This window comes from Thermodesulfovibrio aggregans (genome assembly GCF_001514535.1).
Lineage (GTDB): Bacteria > Nitrospirota > Thermodesulfovibrionia > Thermodesulfovibrionales > Thermodesulfovibrionaceae > Thermodesulfovibrio > Thermodesulfovibrio aggregans.
The window spans coordinates 364141-380875 of record NZ_BCNO01000002.1 but is presented as its reverse complement, the minus strand read 5'-3'; the positions used below and the strand labels follow the sequence as shown (position 1 = coordinate 380875).

Below are 16735 nucleotides of genomic sequence, written 5' to 3'. Positions count from 1 at the left end.
ATGTCTGAAACCATATACACAGATTATTTGATTATTGGAAGTGGAGTTGCTGGCTTGAGAGCAGCAATTGAACTTGGGAAAAAAGGAAATGTAATTGTAGCAACAAAGGATTTACCTACAGAAAGCTCAACTGAATATGCTCAGGGTGGCGTGGCAGTTGCTTTAAGCGATGAGGACGAGATAGGGATTCATTTTGAGGATACAATCAAAGCTGGTGATGGATTATGCAATGAAGAAGCAGTTAGAGTACTTGTAAGTGAAGGACCAGAAAGAATTATAGAACTTATTAATTGGGGAGCTGAATTTGACAAAGAAGGCTCCCGTCTAGCTTTTACTCTGGAAGCTGCTCATTCAAGAAAAAGAATTCTTCATGCCCATGGAGACTCTACAGGAAGAGAAATAGAGAGAGTTTTGATAAATAAAGTTTCCACTTTAGACAGAGTCATTAAAGCTTCCTTTACAATGGCAGTTGATTTAATTATTGAAGAAGGAAAATGCATAGGAGCACTACTTCTTAAAGGGGATAAAATCATAAAATGTTTTTCTAAGGCAACTGTGCTCGCCACAGGTGGTGCAGGTCAGGTTTATTCAAGAACAACCAATCCGAAAGTTTGTACCGGTGACGGGATGGCAATGGCATTTCGTGCAGGTGCTTATTTAAAAGATATGGAATTTGTTCAGTTTCATCCTACAGCACTTTATGCTCAGGAGGTTCCTGCCTTTCTTTTAAGTGAGGCTATGCGGGGAGAAGGTGCTCGTTTGAGAAATATTCACGGAGAAGAATTTATGAAAAATTATCATCCCCTTGGAGAGCTTGCACCAAGAGATGTTGTTTCAAGGTCTATAATATCTGAAATGGTAAGAACAAAGGCAACCCATGTATATCTTGATATGACTCATCTTGATGCAGAATTTATTAAAAAACGATTTCCTACAATATATTCCACCTGCCTTAGATTCAATTTTGACATAACAAAACATTGGATTCCTGTTTCTCCAGCAGCCCACTTTATAATGGGAGGAGTTGAAACAGATACCCTGGGCAGAACAAATATTGAAGGATTATTCGCAGCAGGTGAAGTAGCATGCACAGGAGTTCATGGAGCTAACAGGCTTGCAAGCAATAGTCTTCTTGAAGGACTTGTTTATGGATACCGTGCTGCATGCGGAGCAATACAATACGTTGAGGGTTCACAGGATAAATTCAGCTCTTCTATCTTTGAGATTCATATAGATAAACAGGGCATCAATAGAGCAGAAATAAACAAAATGAGAGAAGAACTAAGACAAACAATGTGGGAAAAGGTAGGTGTAATAAGATGTGGTGAGTCCCTCGGTGTAGCAAAAGCTAAAATTATTCCATTTTATGAAAAACTTGCTGGAAGATTTTTTATTGATCCCTATGCTATAGAACTCAAAAATATGGTAATGGTTGGCTTGATAATTACAGAAGCAGCTTTAGAGAGAAAAAACAGTGTTGGTGCCCATTACAGAACTGATTATAAAGAAAAGCTTCCAGGATGGGAAAAACATCTGAGAATTAGAAAAAAAGATACAACAATTGAGGTATTTTAATCTTATGAGAAAAACTAAAATTGTCTGCACAATAGGACCTTCATCTGAGCAGAGAAAAATAATTCATCAGATGATAGAAAATGGAATGGATGTGGCAAGGCTTAATTTTTCCCATGGAAATTATGAATGGTTTGAAAATATTGTAAAAATAATTCGTGAAGAAGCAGGTAAATTAAATAAAGCAGTAGCAATCATAGGGGATCTGCAAGGGATCAAAATTAGAATAAGTGATGTTGAAAATGACGAGGTAGAACTTAAAGAAAAGCAAACAATAGAGATTTATCCTGGCAGTGAACTTTCAAATAATAATAAAATTTTCATCTCCTATCCACTTTTACTTGAAGACATTAAACCTGGTGAAGATATTTTAATAGATGATGGACTTCTGAAAATTAAGATAATTGAAAAACATAAAGATAAACTAATTGGTAAAGTCATAGAAGGAGGAATTCTAAAATCAAGAAAAGGAGTCAATCTTCCATTTACAAGAACTTCAATAAGTTCACTTACTGAAAAAGATAAATCTGACCTTGCCTTTGCAATAAAACTTGATATTGACTATGTTGCGGTATCTTTCGTAAGGAGTGCTCAGGACATTGAATTAATTAAAAAATGGGCAAAGACTCAAAATATTAATCTACCACCATTGATTGCAAAAATAGAAAAGAAAGAAGCACTTGAAAACATATATGAAATTCTTGATGTCACCGATGGAATAATGGTAGCAAGAGGAGACCTTGGAGTTGAATTGCCTCCAGAAGAAGTTCCATTTTATCAAAAGATGCTCATAGATATAGCAAATCAAAGAAAAAAAATTGTTATAACAGCAACCCAGATGCTAGAGTCAATGACTGAACACTCAAGACCAACGAGAGCTGAAGCGAGTGATGTTGCAAATGCTGTAATTGATGGAACAGATGCACTTATGCTTTCTGCAGAAACAGCCACTGGACGCTATCCTGTGCAGGCAGTGAAAACAATGAGTTCAATTATAACTTTTACTGAAAAAAATCTTTCAGACAAAATTATTAGTGCTTTTAAAGTCAGTAAATATTTTCCTGAAGCAATCGCATCGGGAGCGGTTAAGGTAGCCCAGGATATTGAAGCAAAGGCTATAGTAGTATTCACCCATTCAGGATTTTCAGCGCTTCTTATCTCCAAACTAAGACCATCAATGCCTGTGATTGCATTTACACCAGATGAAAAAGTATGGAAGAGACTTTCTCTTGTGTGGGGTATTATTCCAAAACACATACCTCAAAAAATTGATATGATAGACAATTTATTTTTAAATAAAACTGAAAGAGAACTAAAAAAATTAAACCTTGTTAAAGAGGGGGATGCAGTTGTATTTGTAGCAAGCTCACCTTTCTTAGGCAATAGAAATGTAGTGAGACTCCATAAAGTAGGGGATCCTTTATAAAATTAAATCTGAATATGGATAGTTTTTAAGATATGTAATAAATTCCTCAACAGCTGGAGAAAGAATTGTATTTTTAGGTAAAACAATGTAAAAATCTCTTGTTATTCTTCCCTCTTTTAGTTTGAGAACTCTAAGATTGCCACAGGATAATTCTTTACGAATAGCCCATTTTGATACTATTGATAACCCGATCCCTCGTTCTACTGCCTCTTTAATACAACCTGTGCTTCCAAGAATGAGCGATATATGCAAATCAGAAATACTTAGTCCATGTTCTGCTAAAAACTTCTCAATTATAACCCTGGTGCTTGATCCTTCCTCTCTTATTACAAAAGGCTCTTTCACCACATCATATATTGAAACTGATTTCTGGTTACTTAGAGGATGCTCTGAAGAGCAGATTACACATAATTCATCAGATATTATTGGCTCAACAACAAATTTACTTTTACCAGGCATTTCAGAAATTATTCCAAAGTCTATCATGCTTGAACTAAGCATTTCTAAAATTTTTTTTGCATTCCCTATTGATACACTAACTCTAATTTTTGGATGCCTTTTTTTGAAATCAACAGCTACTGCAGGTAAAATGTAGTTACCTACAGTGGTGCCTGCTCCTATTTTTACACATCCCTTTATCAAACCTGTTATTCTGCTAATCTCCTTTGCAGCTTCAGCATAAAGTGTTAGAATCTGCTTTGCATATTTATAAAGTATCTCACCTGCTGGAGTAAGTGTTATACTTCCAGAAGAACGATCGAATAGTTTTGTTTCATACAGCTCTTCCAATGCCTGAATCTGAAGACTGACAGCAGGTTGTGTAAGATGAATAATTTCGGAAGTTTTTGAAAAACTCTTTGTTTCAGCTACTGTGCAGAATACTTTTAACTTATGGTCTTCCATAAACAAGTTAATTTTAACATAAAAAATTTTTATAGGCAAGACAAAATATACCTTGCACTTGACATAATATACATTCTTTATTCTATTATAAAAATAAAATAATAGGGGGGTTAGGTATAATGGAAAAAGATAAAACTAAACTTATTCAGAGATTCAGAAGAATTGAAGGACAGATTAGAGGACTGCAAAGGATGATAGAAAGTGGAAGAGCCTGTGAAGAAATCATAACTCAGTTTGCTTCAATTAATGGAGCTCTGAAAAGTGCTGGATTTTTTATTGTTATGTATTATCTCAATGATTGTTTAACTCGTAAAGCAGACTCAGTTGAAAATATTGAAAAGGAAATTGAAAAGGTTATAAAAACCTATATTTCTTCTATGTAAGGAGGTGTAGGCTGTGCCTATTTATGAGTATAAGTGTAAAGCCTGTAATAGAACTTTTCAAGTATTAAAACCTGTTAACAAAAGAGATGAAAGGGAGAAATGTCTAAGCTGTGGAAGTACTAATACTGAGAGATTGATTTCTCAATTTATGAGTAACACTCTGTCATGTAATTCTCTTAATTATGCAGGTGGTTGAAAAATAAGATAATCGGCAGGTTGCCGTAGGAGGTTAAAGATGAACATATCAAGGAGAGGCTTTTTAGCCTTATCAGGAGCAGTCTGTGGCTCCTTAATTTTAGGGAATGAAGTAGAGGCTCGAGAGGGTAAATATGCAACTTTGATTGACCTTACAAAATGTGATGGCTGCAAAGATGAGCCCATTCCAAGATGTGTAAAAGCCTGCAGAGATTATAACAAAGATAGATTTCCCCAGCCTCAAAAACCCATTCAGCCTTACTGGCCAAGAAAGACCTATGAAGACTGGTCTGAAAAAAGAGACAAAATTGATACTTTAACACCCTATAACTGGATTTTTGTTCAGAAAGTAGACATTGATGGTCAGGAAATTTTTATTCCAAGAAGATGTATGCATTGTGATAATCCACCATGTGTTAGAGAATGTCCATTTGGAGCACTTACAAAGCAACCGGAAGGCAACTCTGTTATCAACGATAAAATTTGCTTTGGTGGTGCAAAATGTAGAGATGTATGCCCCTGGCACATTCCTCAAAGGCAGGCTGGAGTTGGTATATATCTAAAAATTCTTCCCAAGTATGCAGGTGGTGGTGTAATGTATAAATGTGATTTATGTAAAGATAGAATTAAACAGGGACAGGAGCCTGCCTGTGTTATTGCCTGTAGAGAAAGATTAGGGAATCATGCAGTTTTTACCTTTGGTGATAGAAAAACTATTTATGAACTTGCTTACAGGAGAGCTAAAGAAGAAGGACTTTACATTTATGGAGACAACCAAAATGGAGGAACTTCAACTCTTTATCTTTCAAAAGTCCCATTTGAAAAAATAGATAGTGCATTAAAGCAGAATAAAGAGAGATTTCAAATGCCTGTAAATGTGGAAAACAAAATAGAATCGAAATTTAATCCAATTGGAAAACTGGTTCTCGTTTCAGGATTTCTCTCAATGGCTGGTGCTGTAATAGGAGCGATTTTTTCTAAAAAATCAAATAAGGAGGAGACTGATGAAAAATAAAATAAAAAGACACAGTATTATTGAACTCATTGAACACTGGAGCATAGCTTTATCTGGAATAGTCTTACTATTTACAGGACTTGGATGTCTTCCTCTTTATAAAAGATATTACATAACTGAAATTCCCGGATTTGCATGGACCGCTGACTTTTACTATGTCACCACAGTTCATTATGTTGCCTCTGCTGTTTTTGTTGCTGCTGTAGTTTTTCACATTTTCTATCATGGCTTAAGAAAAGATTTTGCTCTCTTACCTAAAAAAGGTGATTTATCTCAAAGTATCAAAGTACTTGCAGCAATGATAGGAATTGGCAAAGAACCTCCGTCAGACAAGTATTTACCAGAACAAAGAATTGCCTATGTTGGCATCGGATTAGTAATTTTAATTTTAACAGTAACAGGCATTATAAAAGTTCTTAAAAATCTTGAATGGCTAATTCTCTCACCTGAGATAGAATCAATTAATACGCTGATTCATACTCTTACTGGATTTTTGTTTATGATTGCCTTAATTATTCATGTTGGAACAGTTGTCCTGTTCAAATCAAACTGGCCCCTTCTTAAAAGCATGTTTACAGGATGGATAGATGAAGACTACGTTAAACACAGACATTCAATATGGTATGAAAAAATTAAGATGCACTGATTTTAGGCAAAGAATAAATTTTTCTGTTTTTATCAGGGGTTTTATGGAAGATTAACAGAGTTTTTAACAAATTTTGTTTAAAACTAAAGAAACCATTAAATAGCAAGGAATTTCTTTTTAATGACCTCTCTGATTTGTTCATCAGAGGGGTCTGGTTCAGATAGAAATAATTCAATTAACCTTACTGAGTTATTTGAAAGACAATTTGGACATCTATCTTGAATATGAATGGCAAAGCAATCCATACAAAAAAGAGCCGACCTAAACGGTATCAGGCATTTGCCAAATTTTTGTTTTATTGTGCATCTCTCTTCTATTTCATAAACTTTTGCTTCCATGACCTATTATATAACATATGTTGCAATAAAGTAACTAAAATTTTTAAAATATATATCATGCGCCTGTAGCTCAGTCGGATAGAGCAACTGCCTTCTAAGCAGTGGGCCGGGGGTTCGAATCCCTCCAGGCGCGCTGGCGGATGTAGCTCAATGGTTAGAGCACTGGACTGTGGCTCCAGGTGCTGCGGGTTCGAGTCCCGTCATCCGCCCCAAAATTTTAAAAGTGGTTTTCAATGATAAAAGTCAAAGAATTAATGAATACCAATCCAGTTACTCTAAATCTTCAAGATAAAATTCAAATAAGGGTGTTCTTAATTGTCGGACCAATTTAAGCAGTTGCAGGACTTTTTGGATTCTTTTATGTTTTGCAATCTGGTGGATGGCAGTGGGGTGAGTCTCTTTCAGCAAAAAGCATTCTTTATATGCATGCAACAACCGCATGCCTTACAGGAATAGTACTTGCACAGGTTGCAAATGGCTTTGTATCACGCTCTTTCAGAGAATCAGTCTTTAGAATAGGAATGTTTTCAAACAAATTCCTCTTAGTTGGAATAGCCTTTGAGATTGTTTTACAGCTCTTCATTGTTTATCATCCATTGGGAAACAGTATATTTTCAACCTACCCGATTCCATTAAATGTATGGCTTATTTTAATACCTTTTGCTTTTGCATTGTTTGCTGCTGAAGAGATAAGAAAACTGAGCAATCTCTCTGCATGATATGTTTCTTTTTCTATCTATTTTTTCTTTATACAGTTTAATAGAATCTTCAACTTCTTTTAACCCTTCAGCATATATGTATCTTAAATATCCTTCTGTTCTATATGAGGTAATAGCTCGCAATCTTTCTTTGAGGGTTAAAAAATAGCAGTAATAGAAGAGGTCTTCGTCTGGAATATAACCGTTTTTATAAATAGCTTCATTTACTCTGTTAAGAAAATAATACTGCTCAGAGGGTGATAACTCATTTAAAAACTTTTTTGCCACTTCTCTGTCAAAAACTTCAGCCATCTTTAACTTATTATATCAAATCAATTGTAAAAATCTTACAGGAAATCCTATTATTAATTCATGCCAGATGAGATAAACATAGTATTCACATCCCATAGAGTTGAATTTTTGCCATCAATGACCAAATTTATGGAGCAGAGTGATTTAATAATTCTTGAAGAAGCCCCAAATAATGGATTTGTGAAAATGCTTAAACGAGAAATATCTATTGAAGAGTATCTTGAAGATGAAATTTTTGAATTTCCCAAATTTAGTTACAGTTTCTATAAAATCCTTCAAGACCTTTACACAAAGGAAAAGGTAATTTTACAAATAGAACCCTACATGGAAAGACTCTTAAAAATTTATGATATGTTTTCAGAGGGTAAAAAACCTGAGGATATAGAGGCAATACCTGAATTAAACGAAGTCTATGAAATTGAAAAGAGGGCTACAAAAGAATTGATAGATTTTTATGAAGCATCAATAAGCAAGTCCTTTATTGAAATCATTGAGATTGTAAAAAGATTTGCCAGAGCTGATGCTCAGAGATTTCGCTTACGAGATAAACTTAGGGCTCATGCAATTATCAGTTTACTGCCCAAAAAGGGTAAAGTTTTCATAGAAGCAGGGGCTATTCATCAGTATTTAAGCAAAGTGCTTTCGAAAAAATTAACCGATTGTTGTAAAGTGAATAAGGTTTTTTCACTGGAAGATAAAGTAAAAGAGTTGACCAATAAAAGATGGCTTTTCCCACCCGGAGACATTCTTACACTTAGATATATTTTTGAGAAAAAGGAAAATGAAGAGGTGGAAAATCTACTTTCAGCAAGGTCATTGATATACATAATGCTCATTGAGAAGGAAGAGATACTTCCAGATGAGCAAAATAAATTTCCCCATCTTTTAGATGAAATTGAAGTTGTAAATTTAGTCAACAAACTCTCATTTAATGATTGCGAGATGCTTTACAGGAAAATAAGATTTAAAAATAAAGATAAAGCCAGAGAGATTGTCAGTAACTTTGTTTTATCAAAACAGCAGCCAGCAAAGCACGGGTAACATCTGCCATGAAAGAAAAATTAAGTTTATCAGGAGTATCCTGTGATGTATGATAATAGGGATTTCTGAACATGGCTGTATCAGTGAGCATCACAGCCTGAAATCCTGCATCCCAGAAAGGCGCATGGTCACTGAATCTTGTTTCCAGAGATAACCAGCCATTCATGGGTGCCTTGTAAGTAATGATATTTAATGAAGGAACTTGATTTTTCGCCTTTTCAAAAACTTCAAGCATAGGCTTGGATTTGCTATTTCCCACAACTCCTATGAAATTTCCCACATCAGGTCCTTTTACAAAGGCTGGAAGTTTCTGAGAATCTTTAATTTCTGAATAGTATCCTACTGATTCAAGAATTATTGCCTTATATCTGTACCCGAGTTTTTTAAATTTTTTTACAAAATGACTGCTTCCGATTATAAATTTCAAATCAAAAGCCTGCGGCTCTTCAAGAGTAAAAGCAACAAATTTTATATCTTCTACCAGTGGAGTTTCTCTTACAATCCTTGCAACTTCAAGCATAACAGCCACTCCACTTGCATTGTCATCTGCTCCCGGACTACCCATTGCAGAGTCATAATGAGCTCCTATTAGTAACCATTCCTTAGAGGAACCGATTCCTTTCAAAGTTGCAACTATATTCTTATAAACCTTACCCTGATAACTAAATTCGTCAATGTCAACTAAATAACCATACTCTTTAAATTTCTCCTCAATGTAGCTTGCTATCATCAAAAGTTCATTGTAGTTATAACAGCCATGTCTTGGAATAGATATTTTTTTAATGATATTTTTAAGATTTTCCTTGTCTAATTTTTGTAGAATCTGCTCAATGTTCATTAGTCTTATGCAAAATCAAAGCTTTTTTGATGTATTATACTCTGTTTATGTTCAAAGACTCTGTCTTTTTCAACAATGTGTAAAACCTTCCAGCCTCTCTCTGAAAGCATCTCAGAAATAAATCTTCTATGACAGCGAAAGAAAAGCTTTTCAGCACAGAAAAATAGAGATAGACTGCTCCTGGCAATTTCTTCAAGCTTTTCAATTCCCTTTTTAAACTCCTCTGTTTTCATGTAAGCCTCATAGCCACCTTTTCTGAACCCGCCAAGTTCTCTGCCAAGATAGATATACTCAAATCCTTCTTTTTTTAAAATCTCATCTAAACTGTCTTTACTGAAGTGGGGAAACCTTTTTGATGCGGGAAAACTTCGCACATCTATTACAGTCTTTATATTGTAAGTTTTTAAAATATCTATGAATTCCTCTACTGAACGATTGCTTGTGCCAGCTGTATAAATAAGCTTTTCAGACAATTTTTATAATAGCTTCATCAAGAGATTTTACTCTCTTAGGTGAAGGAGTCTCATCTGGATAGCCAATTCCTATACAGGAAATTATTCTCAAATTTTCAGGAATATTGAGAATCTCTCTTACATAGTTTTCCCTTTCTCTGTTTTCAGGATGATAAATTGCACCCCAGCAAGCACCCAATCCAAGAGAGTGTGCTTCAAGTAAGAGAGCCATAATCGCACATCCCATATCTTCAAGCCAGTGATTGCTTTTCTTTTCATCAGCAAGTGCCACAACCACATATGGTGCACCTTCAAGAAACTTTGTAAAAGGTTGTGCTTTACTTAGTTTTTTAATTATTTCTTTATCTTTGACGACTATGAATGACCAGGGCTGAGAATTTCTCGCAGAAGGTGCATATAGAGCTGCCTCAATGCATCTCTTTATAAGCTCTTCTGGAGGTGTCTCACTTTTGTATTTCCTGATGCTTCTCCGTGACTTTATTATTTCAAAAATATCCTTCATGGAAAAATTATATCATAACTCATTATGGAAATTTCCATTAATATAGTCAAGGAACAAATCATTTTTAAAAAATCTTTTTTTGAATTGCAATTATTTAATAAACAAATAAAACAGAAATAGGGAGTTGTGTCCTTTGAACATTTCAGCAGAGATATTGAGTGATTGAAGGATTTTCTGATTAGGGGTAAAATTTCTCAACAAACTAAGGTGTATAAACTGCTTCAATACGGGAGCGAGTACCCTGAGGACCTTCTGCTACAGAAATTATCAAGTAAATGTCACCTTTACCACTGTCTTTAGAAGGAGCAACTCCTGGAACTGGAAATCCTGGTGGAGTCTGATAACCCACAAAACATATTTCAATTTTATTTTCAAAGACTCCACTGGTTTCAGAAAGTCTGAATTTTAAAGGTGGTAGATTATCAAGACAATCCCCAGGCTTAAAGCGTCTAGAATCTAAAGAGTTTATTACCATCACAGCATAATTTGCACCACCAGCAGCAGCATCTCTTATAGAGGCATATGTCTTTATAGTTTGAGAACTGCCAAGAAGTTTTGTTAGTGCAAAATAAAGCCCTGCCAGTGCTAACAGTGCAAAAAGCGCAATCATTATTGCAGAGACAAGAGAGACACCTTTATTGTTCATTGATAGTTTCTTAATGGAATGTCCTGCTCTATTACCTTCCATCTATACCACCTCCCTGTATTATTCCACCATGCAGTATCTATAGTCGGACCTCCTCCGCAGTCTGTGCTGAACTGTGGTTGAGCTGAAGAAGTATCCTGCCTTCCACCAACCTGAAGAATAAGACAGATGCGAAACAGTTTAAGATTATGCTTTTCAATATTATCAGAAGAAACACTATCCTGATAACTAATTGAACTTCCGCTCTGAATCCCCGCTCTGACTTTAAAACCATTCGGAAAAACGCAGGAAATAACAGGCTGATTTGCCTGATACCCCGGTTTTCCTTGAGTACCTAAGGTTTTTGCTAAATTGTAAGTTCCTGGAGCACATTCTTTTGGGAGGTTGTCCTGTGTAAGTGAATAAGTAACTATAAAAGATTGAGGATATTGATAGTCGTTCCTTTTGGTTGCATAGAATGCAATTGTATTTTTGTATTGTTCGTCACAATAAATTACATCTATTCCACATTGACAGAGTGAACCTCCCTCACACTTGTTTTTTTTATCTGATGGATTGAGTATAACATACCAGTAATCTTTAGGATTTAAATCACAGTATTCACCCATATAGTTTTTACTTTCTGTATTTTCATCTAAAATTGCACTATGCAATTTATATTTTTCTTCGTCTTTCTCTTTTACCACTGCTGCCCAGCATCCAGACCTTTCTTCTTCTCTTGTAGCAAGAGATGGAAAAACTAAAGTATTATCGATAATTTTTGTCTCTGAATTCAGTGTATCTATATCTATCCCAAATCCAGCAGATTCAACATCCTTTAAAAGCTGATTTATAAGCACGGCAACATCCTGCTCATGCTTGGCAACGAGGTGTCTTGTTACATTTTCTTTTGCAATAAAACGATAGGCAGTCAGTATCCCACCTGCAAGAATTCCCATTATGGCGATAACAATCAAAATTTCAATAATTGAGTAACCTTTTTTCATGTTATCCCTTAATTACTAAATTGGTTATAATTTTAAACTCATTAGTAAAAGGTTCAAAATACCATACCATGACTGATGCTGCTTTACCTGTTTGTGAAAATTTAACAACATTCAAACCAACATAAATTCTTTTACCCGAAAATCCCTCATATGTACAGACAGGAAGAGTATTTGGACAATTACTACCTCTACAATTGCATTGTGCATCTGGATTATCTGCTGATGGATATAGTCTTAAATTTGAAGAGAGGTTACCAATTGGATTTGATGGTGTTGGAGAACCTATGTTATAAAACTCTGTTTCAGTCTCAAAAAAATTGCACGAAGTGGCACTACACTCAACGCTATTCCATGAGGAATTATTTGCGTATAGAATTGATTCATCTTGAGATGGAAGACTCTCAATGTACGCAGTAAACTGTCTTGCTATTTCAGTTGCTCTGTCTTTCATTTTTGCTCTTATAGAAAATTTATTGTATTCAAGAATACCTTTTAAAAGCCCGAGCATAACTATAAGCGTAATGATCATTGCAATCAGTAATTCAATAAGTGTGAAGCCTTTGTTGCTTAACTTTTTATTCAATTCTTGTCCTACCATAGCGGCTTATTTTTATATCTTTTGTATTGTTGTTTGTGTTCTTTAGTGTGATAGTACCTTCTGTGGTTCCCAAAGCACAATTAGCACCTCTTGGATAACCCCTCCTGTCAAAAACAAAAGTTTGGGGCGCTGTTGCGCATGTTATTCCTTCAATAAAATTAACTGTATTAATTATTTCATCTCCATCAGAGTAGCTACAGTTGCCATCAAAATCTTTAAATAAAGTATAGTTATTCAATGTTATTCTAATACCATGAGGTTCTTTTGCTATTGCCTGCGATCTTATCCAGCCTATTTCATCAACAAGCATATTTGCCTGTCTCATCAGTTCCCTGTCTGCTTTGTATTTTGTATAAAATGATACTGACACAGCCATAAATATGGATAGTATGGCAATAACTATTAAAACCTCAAATAAACTGAATCCGTTTATTTTTCTATCCATGAGATAAATCTCCCTGAACCTCCAGTTCCTCCTGACTGGATAATTTCAGGAAGTTTTGCTGTAGAAAGTTGAATAAATTTCTTTATTTCCCCTTCTGGAGTTGCTAATATCTGAAATGGATTGCCAAAAGGTGGAGAACCAGCACCTAATGTTATTTTTGGAAGCATCGTTACAGTCTCGCCAACTGCTATATTACCCTGAACAGCTTGACTTGAATAAACAGCAGGAATTGGATTAGCAGTGCAAGTTTTATAATTTAAAGTTATAAGTTTTGTTATGCCACCTGGTATACATATATCATTTGAGGGCTCAAAGCTCAAGGCATCAAGTATGCCTCCATAGATAAGTGGTTGAGAGAATATGGCTTCTTTTGGATTTGTTAAAGTTATATAACATCCTGTTGGTACTTCCTCATAGTAAGTTAAAGGAGTTGTCTTATAAGCAACATCAACAAGTCCACATGAAGAGGCATTGCACTCACATATTTTTCTAATTTCGGTAATTTTTGCCTGAACTGTGAGATTGGTAGTGTTTGTGAAGTTTCCAACAGTAAATGTTGTGGTACATGAACCATTCCAGCATGGGTCCTTGTATCCTATAAGATAGTTTGTGTATCCGATTGATCTATCTGCATCTGTGAGATATCTGCCTGTACCAAAGAATACCCAGAATTTACCGTTTTCATCTTTTGTAAATGTTGGAGCTGCAAAAATAGGTGCACCAACTGTAACAGCTCTTGATAGGGTTGCATTCGCCAATCCATTTTTTATAACCAATCTATAAAAGTTTCCAGAGTTCATTGTATATGTGCCAAAGTAAATTGCATCATCAGAGTAGTCAAAGTCTGCGTCAGTGGGCATTAAATCTCCTATTGCTGCATTAAGTCCTGATTCTACTATGATAGGTTGTCTTGCATCAGACCCATCATTTAAGTTGAAGAAGTAAAGTTTAGCAGTTGTAAATTGTGTTCCTCTCGGGTCTTTTGGTCCTGTTCCTGCTACCACATACCAGTTATTTCCTATTTTTACAACTGCAGGGAATGAAAGAGTAAGAGTATTATCTGGAAGAGTTCTTTCCCACTTTAATGAGGGATTTGTGGGATCGGTTATATCAAGAACAAAAATGCTTGATGAATACTGGGGATTATTCTCTGGAAGAGCTTTACCACCAAAACCCATAACGCCCAATAGAAGTGTTCTCCATTCTCCATTTACTTTAGCATCAAAGACAAATGTTCTGTAATCAACAGTTGGTACGTGACAGTCTTTGAATTCCTGTTTTCCATACCATGCGAGATAGGGCAAAGCATTTCTTGGAATGAATGCCCACTCTTCTTTGCCAATTTTATCTGTTCCATCATCATCAGGAGCATTCTTCAGTTTTGCAGGTTGAGATAAACTTGGCTGACTTACTATAGTTCCAATTCTGAAAGCATGAAGCATTCCGTCATTTGCACCTACAAAAAGAATTGACGGACGATTTCTGTAATTATCTCCATTGATGAACGCTGCGTAAGAGGTATCACCATATTTTTTATGATATATGTTTACAGGTTGATTTGATACAACTGTAGGACTTGAATGAATGATATCTCCAAGTTTCCATGTTTTTGTTCCTGACATACCAGGACAGATCTGATTAGTTGATAAATTTATCTCACGGGGACGATTAACAAAGGGAAGTCCAGAACAGCCTGAGACACCACTTACATTTTCACCTCTCAAATATCTTATTAAACATGATGCCTTTGTATCACTATCTATAGAACTATCAACAGCCTGCCAGATTGGACGAAGCGAAGATGCTACTGATGTTGTAAAATCTGTCAAGCCAGAACCAGTATTGTATTTTATTGTTCTACTGTCTGGATTAACATTGCAAAGCCAGCAACTGCTATCAAATACTGGTTTTATTTCAGTAAGTTCTTTCGTTGTTTCAAGAGTGCAGGCATTAGAGCCTGACTCAGTTTCTCCCTCTAAAACTGCAACCTTTGTTTCCTGTTCAACTGTTATGAATTTAATTATTTTGTCAAAAGTACTTCCCAGGACATCAAGAATCTTATTTATGACCGTATCTTCTCTTATATTCTGTCTTAGATCAACCCACAGGGAACGTAAAAAACCTAACCAGCCTAACTCCTGTCCTTCACTAGTCTGATATCTTGGATAGTAGTATGGTTGAATCAGAAGTGATGAAAAACCTGTTTGTGAAGAGATAGTAGCAACGGTAGCACCTGAGGATGCCCTGCGGAGAATGTCAGTTAAAGCATTTAATAATGCAGTTCTCAGAGTATTGGCATCATCGGCTTCATAAAAGTTATAAGGCAATCCATCTTTTGTTGTATTGTTGTAAGTATCCCATTCAGCACATTTAGAATTCCAGGAGCCTGAAGGATTACATTGAGGTAAGGGATATGTAATTTTTCTGCTGTTTTGAGGATAATTTGTAAATGGATATGGCCAGCCATTTGCATCACTATCTTCAAAGCCTCCAAAAATGGCTGTAGTAATCATTGCCTGTCTTCCTTCAAGTTTAGTTTGAGCCTCAAGGTCTCCAAAAGCATATATAGCATAAGTATAAACTGTTTGTTTACCCAGTAAATCATCTCTTAAATCATTAAGATGCATAGTTCTTGCAGGCACGACTGGATCAACATTTCCATTCCAGGCTCCATCAGAAAGTAAAAGAACAAAAGACTTTCTGCACCAGACCGGAGTAGCATTATTTCCACTTCCATCATAATAAGGGTCAACATTTCCATTGCCTCGGCTTATATAAGCACTATTTGCTGCATAGGAATGGTCATTGCTTTGTTTAAAATAATCATAGGCTTCCCATAATGCTTCGCCTGTAGGAGTTCCGTAGTAAGGAGTTTCATTATTAATTGCGCTAATTAAATTCGATATTGTTGCATTTTTCCCAACTTTTATTTGTCCCTCTCTATCATCGCTTGCAAAGACCATGAATTCCATAATTAGTTTACATTTTTCATTTATCTGACCATTTAAATCTGTTGTATCACAGAAATCATGAATTATTCCCTTTATTGAGTTTGGGTCTGAAGCTCTAATTTGAATGTTTGCGTTAGATATTGTTTTATTTCCAAGAGGACATTTACCATTATAGTTTTCAATAGTAATATTTCTGTTAGTAGTTACATTTGCTGAAATGGTAAATGTACATTTTAAATTCTCGTCATTAATTGTATATTCAGCTCCTTCGCTGTCAAGAAAAGTGTTCCCTCCAGAACTGCTGGATCTTCCCCCTGTTAAAACCTTTCTTGCAATGTCAATTCTTGTTGTGGTTATCCAGTTTAGAAGATTTCCTGATATACATGAAGAACTTCCTATTTTGTTTGAGCAATCACACTGTTTCTCTGTAAAATTATTTGATGAGTACTCATAACACTTATTAGGCTCAAAATACCCTGAATATGTTTGAGATGGATTATATTTCCAGGTTGTTGATGATGTTGCAGTGCTCGTACCACAATCTGCTACTTTATTAGTATATCCTTTAAAATCACAATTTACATATGTTGGGAATTGCATTGAACCTGAAAAATCCATTACAAATAATACATCTGGTTTAACATCCTGCGATATAGAAGGTGGTGTGTAGCAATAATTGATCATCTGTACATCTCCAGAGGTGGAACCTTTCATAAAAATAAATGTCACTATTAGAAAAAATATGAGAAAATGTAGTTTCTTCATTT

At 35.3% G+C, this 16735-nt stretch carries 18 protein-coding genes and 2 tRNA genes; 10 read left to right on the top strand and 10 right to left on the bottom strand.

The genetic code is table 11. The annotated features are described in order from the left end of the window. Positions 1-1575 carry an L-aspartate oxidase gene (nadB, locus tag TAGGR_RS08440; RefSeq protein WP_059176922.1) on the top strand — a complete coding sequence of 525 codons (1575 nt, stop codon included), beginning with the start codon at positions 1-3 and terminating at the stop codon, positions 1573-1575. Between the two features lie 4 nt (positions 1576-1579). Next, entirely contained in the window at positions 1580-2998 is a 1419-nt protein-coding gene (gene pyk / locus TAGGR_RS08435) for a pyruvate kinase (protein ID WP_059176921.1), read from the top strand. Here pyk and TAGGR_RS08430 read toward each other — a convergent pair. After that, positions 2993-3901, bottom strand: coding sequence for a selenium metabolism-associated LysR family transcriptional regulator (locus TAGGR_RS08430; RefSeq protein WP_153000507.1), 909 nt, complete (start codon positions 3899-3901; stop codon positions 2993-2995). The two genes, pyk and TAGGR_RS08430, sit on opposite strands and share 6 nt — an antisense overlap. A 119-nt stretch (positions 3902-4020) precedes the next feature. Here TAGGR_RS08430 and TAGGR_RS08425 point away from each other — a divergent pair, with 119 nt between their 5' ends. From TAGGR_RS08425 to TAGGR_RS10295, 7 genes are all read left to right on the top strand, one after another. Beyond that, a complete protein-coding gene (locus TAGGR_RS08425; RefSeq protein ID WP_059176919.1) occupies positions 4021-4284 on the top strand; it encodes a metal-sensitive transcriptional regulator in 264 nt (87 codons plus the stop codon). 13 nt (positions 4285-4297) lie between these two features. Then, on the top strand, positions 4298-4480 hold the full coding sequence (locus TAGGR_RS11190; RefSeq protein WP_059176918.1) for an FmdB family zinc ribbon protein: 183 nt from the start codon (positions 4298-4300) through the stop codon (positions 4478-4480). Positions 4481-4519: 39 nt separating this feature from the next. Beyond that, positions 4520-5494, top strand: coding sequence for a 4Fe-4S dicluster domain-containing protein (locus TAGGR_RS08415; protein ID WP_059176917.1), 975 nt, complete (start codon positions 4520-4522; stop codon positions 5492-5494). Next, positions 5484-6140 (top strand): formate dehydrogenase subunit gamma, encoded by a 657-nt coding sequence (locus TAGGR_RS08410; RefSeq protein WP_059176916.1) that lies wholly within the window; start codon positions 5484-5486, stop codon positions 6138-6140. Before TAGGR_RS08415 ends, TAGGR_RS08410 begins: the two co-directional genes overlap by 11 nt. A gap of 397 nt (positions 6141-6537) precedes the next feature. Further along, positions 6538-6611, top strand: a tRNA-Arg gene (locus tag TAGGR_RS08400). Between the two features lie 3 nt (positions 6612-6614). Continuing rightward, positions 6615-6690: transfer RNA gene (locus tag TAGGR_RS08395), tRNA-His, on the top strand. Positions 6691-6843: 153 nt separating this feature from the next. Beyond that, positions 6844-7197: a cation transporting ATPase C-terminal domain-containing protein gene (locus tag TAGGR_RS10295; protein ID WP_062337654.1), complete on the top strand. Its 354-nt coding sequence runs from the start codon at positions 6844-6846 to the stop codon at positions 7195-7197. Here the strand turns inward: TAGGR_RS10295 and TAGGR_RS08390 are convergent. Beyond that, complete coding sequence (locus TAGGR_RS08390; RefSeq protein WP_059176914.1) at positions 7129-7488, bottom strand: hypothetical protein; 360 nt, start codon at positions 7486-7488, stop codon at positions 7129-7131. The two genes, TAGGR_RS10295 and TAGGR_RS08390, sit on opposite strands and share 69 nt — an antisense overlap. 60 nt (positions 7489-7548) lie before the next feature. Between TAGGR_RS08390 and TAGGR_RS08385 the strand changes: the two genes are divergently transcribed. Beyond that, positions 7549-8529 (top strand): hypothetical protein, encoded by a 981-nt coding sequence (locus tag TAGGR_RS08385; RefSeq protein ID WP_059176913.1) that lies wholly within the window; start codon positions 7549-7551, stop codon positions 8527-8529. Here the strand turns inward: TAGGR_RS08385 and TAGGR_RS08380 are convergent. The 8 genes from TAGGR_RS08380 to TAGGR_RS08345 all read right to left on the bottom strand — a co-directional run bounded on the left by TAGGR_RS08380 (position 8483) and on the right by TAGGR_RS08345 (position 16733). Continuing rightward, entirely contained in the window at positions 8483-9367 is an 885-nt protein-coding gene (locus TAGGR_RS08380) for a M28 family peptidase (protein WP_059176912.1), read from the bottom strand. The two genes, TAGGR_RS08385 and TAGGR_RS08380, sit on opposite strands and share 47 nt — an antisense overlap. A gap of 5 nt (positions 9368-9372) precedes the next feature. Then, positions 9373-9840: a DUF488 domain-containing protein gene (locus tag TAGGR_RS08375; RefSeq protein WP_059176911.1), complete on the bottom strand. Its 468-nt coding sequence runs from the start codon at positions 9838-9840 to the stop codon at positions 9373-9375. Further along, positions 9833-10342, bottom strand: a complete 510-nt coding sequence (locus TAGGR_RS08370; RefSeq protein WP_059176910.1) for a nitroreductase family protein — start codon at positions 10340-10342, stop codon at positions 9833-9835. Before TAGGR_RS08370 ends, TAGGR_RS08375 begins: the two co-directional genes overlap by 8 nt. A gap of 202 nt (positions 10343-10544) precedes the next feature. Further along, positions 10545-11030 (bottom strand): hypothetical protein, encoded by a 486-nt coding sequence (locus TAGGR_RS08365; protein ID WP_153000506.1) that lies wholly within the window; start codon positions 11028-11030, stop codon positions 10545-10547. Next, a complete protein-coding gene (locus TAGGR_RS08360; RefSeq protein WP_059176908.1) occupies positions 10985-11974 on the bottom strand; it encodes a prepilin-type N-terminal cleavage/methylation domain-containing protein in 990 nt (329 codons plus the stop codon). Before TAGGR_RS08360 ends, TAGGR_RS08365 begins: the two co-directional genes overlap by 46 nt. Before the next feature lies 1 nt (position 11975). Continuing rightward, positions 11976-12557: a type IV pilus modification PilV family protein gene (locus tag TAGGR_RS08355; RefSeq protein ID WP_059176907.1), complete on the bottom strand. Its 582-nt coding sequence runs from the start codon at positions 12555-12557 to the stop codon at positions 11976-11978. Then, positions 12550-13017, bottom strand: a complete 468-nt coding sequence (locus TAGGR_RS08350; RefSeq protein ID WP_059176906.1) for a pilus assembly FimT family protein — start codon at positions 13015-13017, stop codon at positions 12550-12552. The genes TAGGR_RS08355 and TAGGR_RS08350 overlap by 8 nt, the downstream gene beginning before the upstream one ends. Then, complete coding sequence (locus TAGGR_RS08345; RefSeq protein WP_059176905.1) at positions 13002-16733, bottom strand: pilus assembly protein; 3732 nt, start codon at positions 16731-16733, stop codon at positions 13002-13004. Before TAGGR_RS08345 ends, TAGGR_RS08350 begins: the two co-directional genes overlap by 16 nt. Positions 16734-16735: the final 2 nt, after the last annotated feature.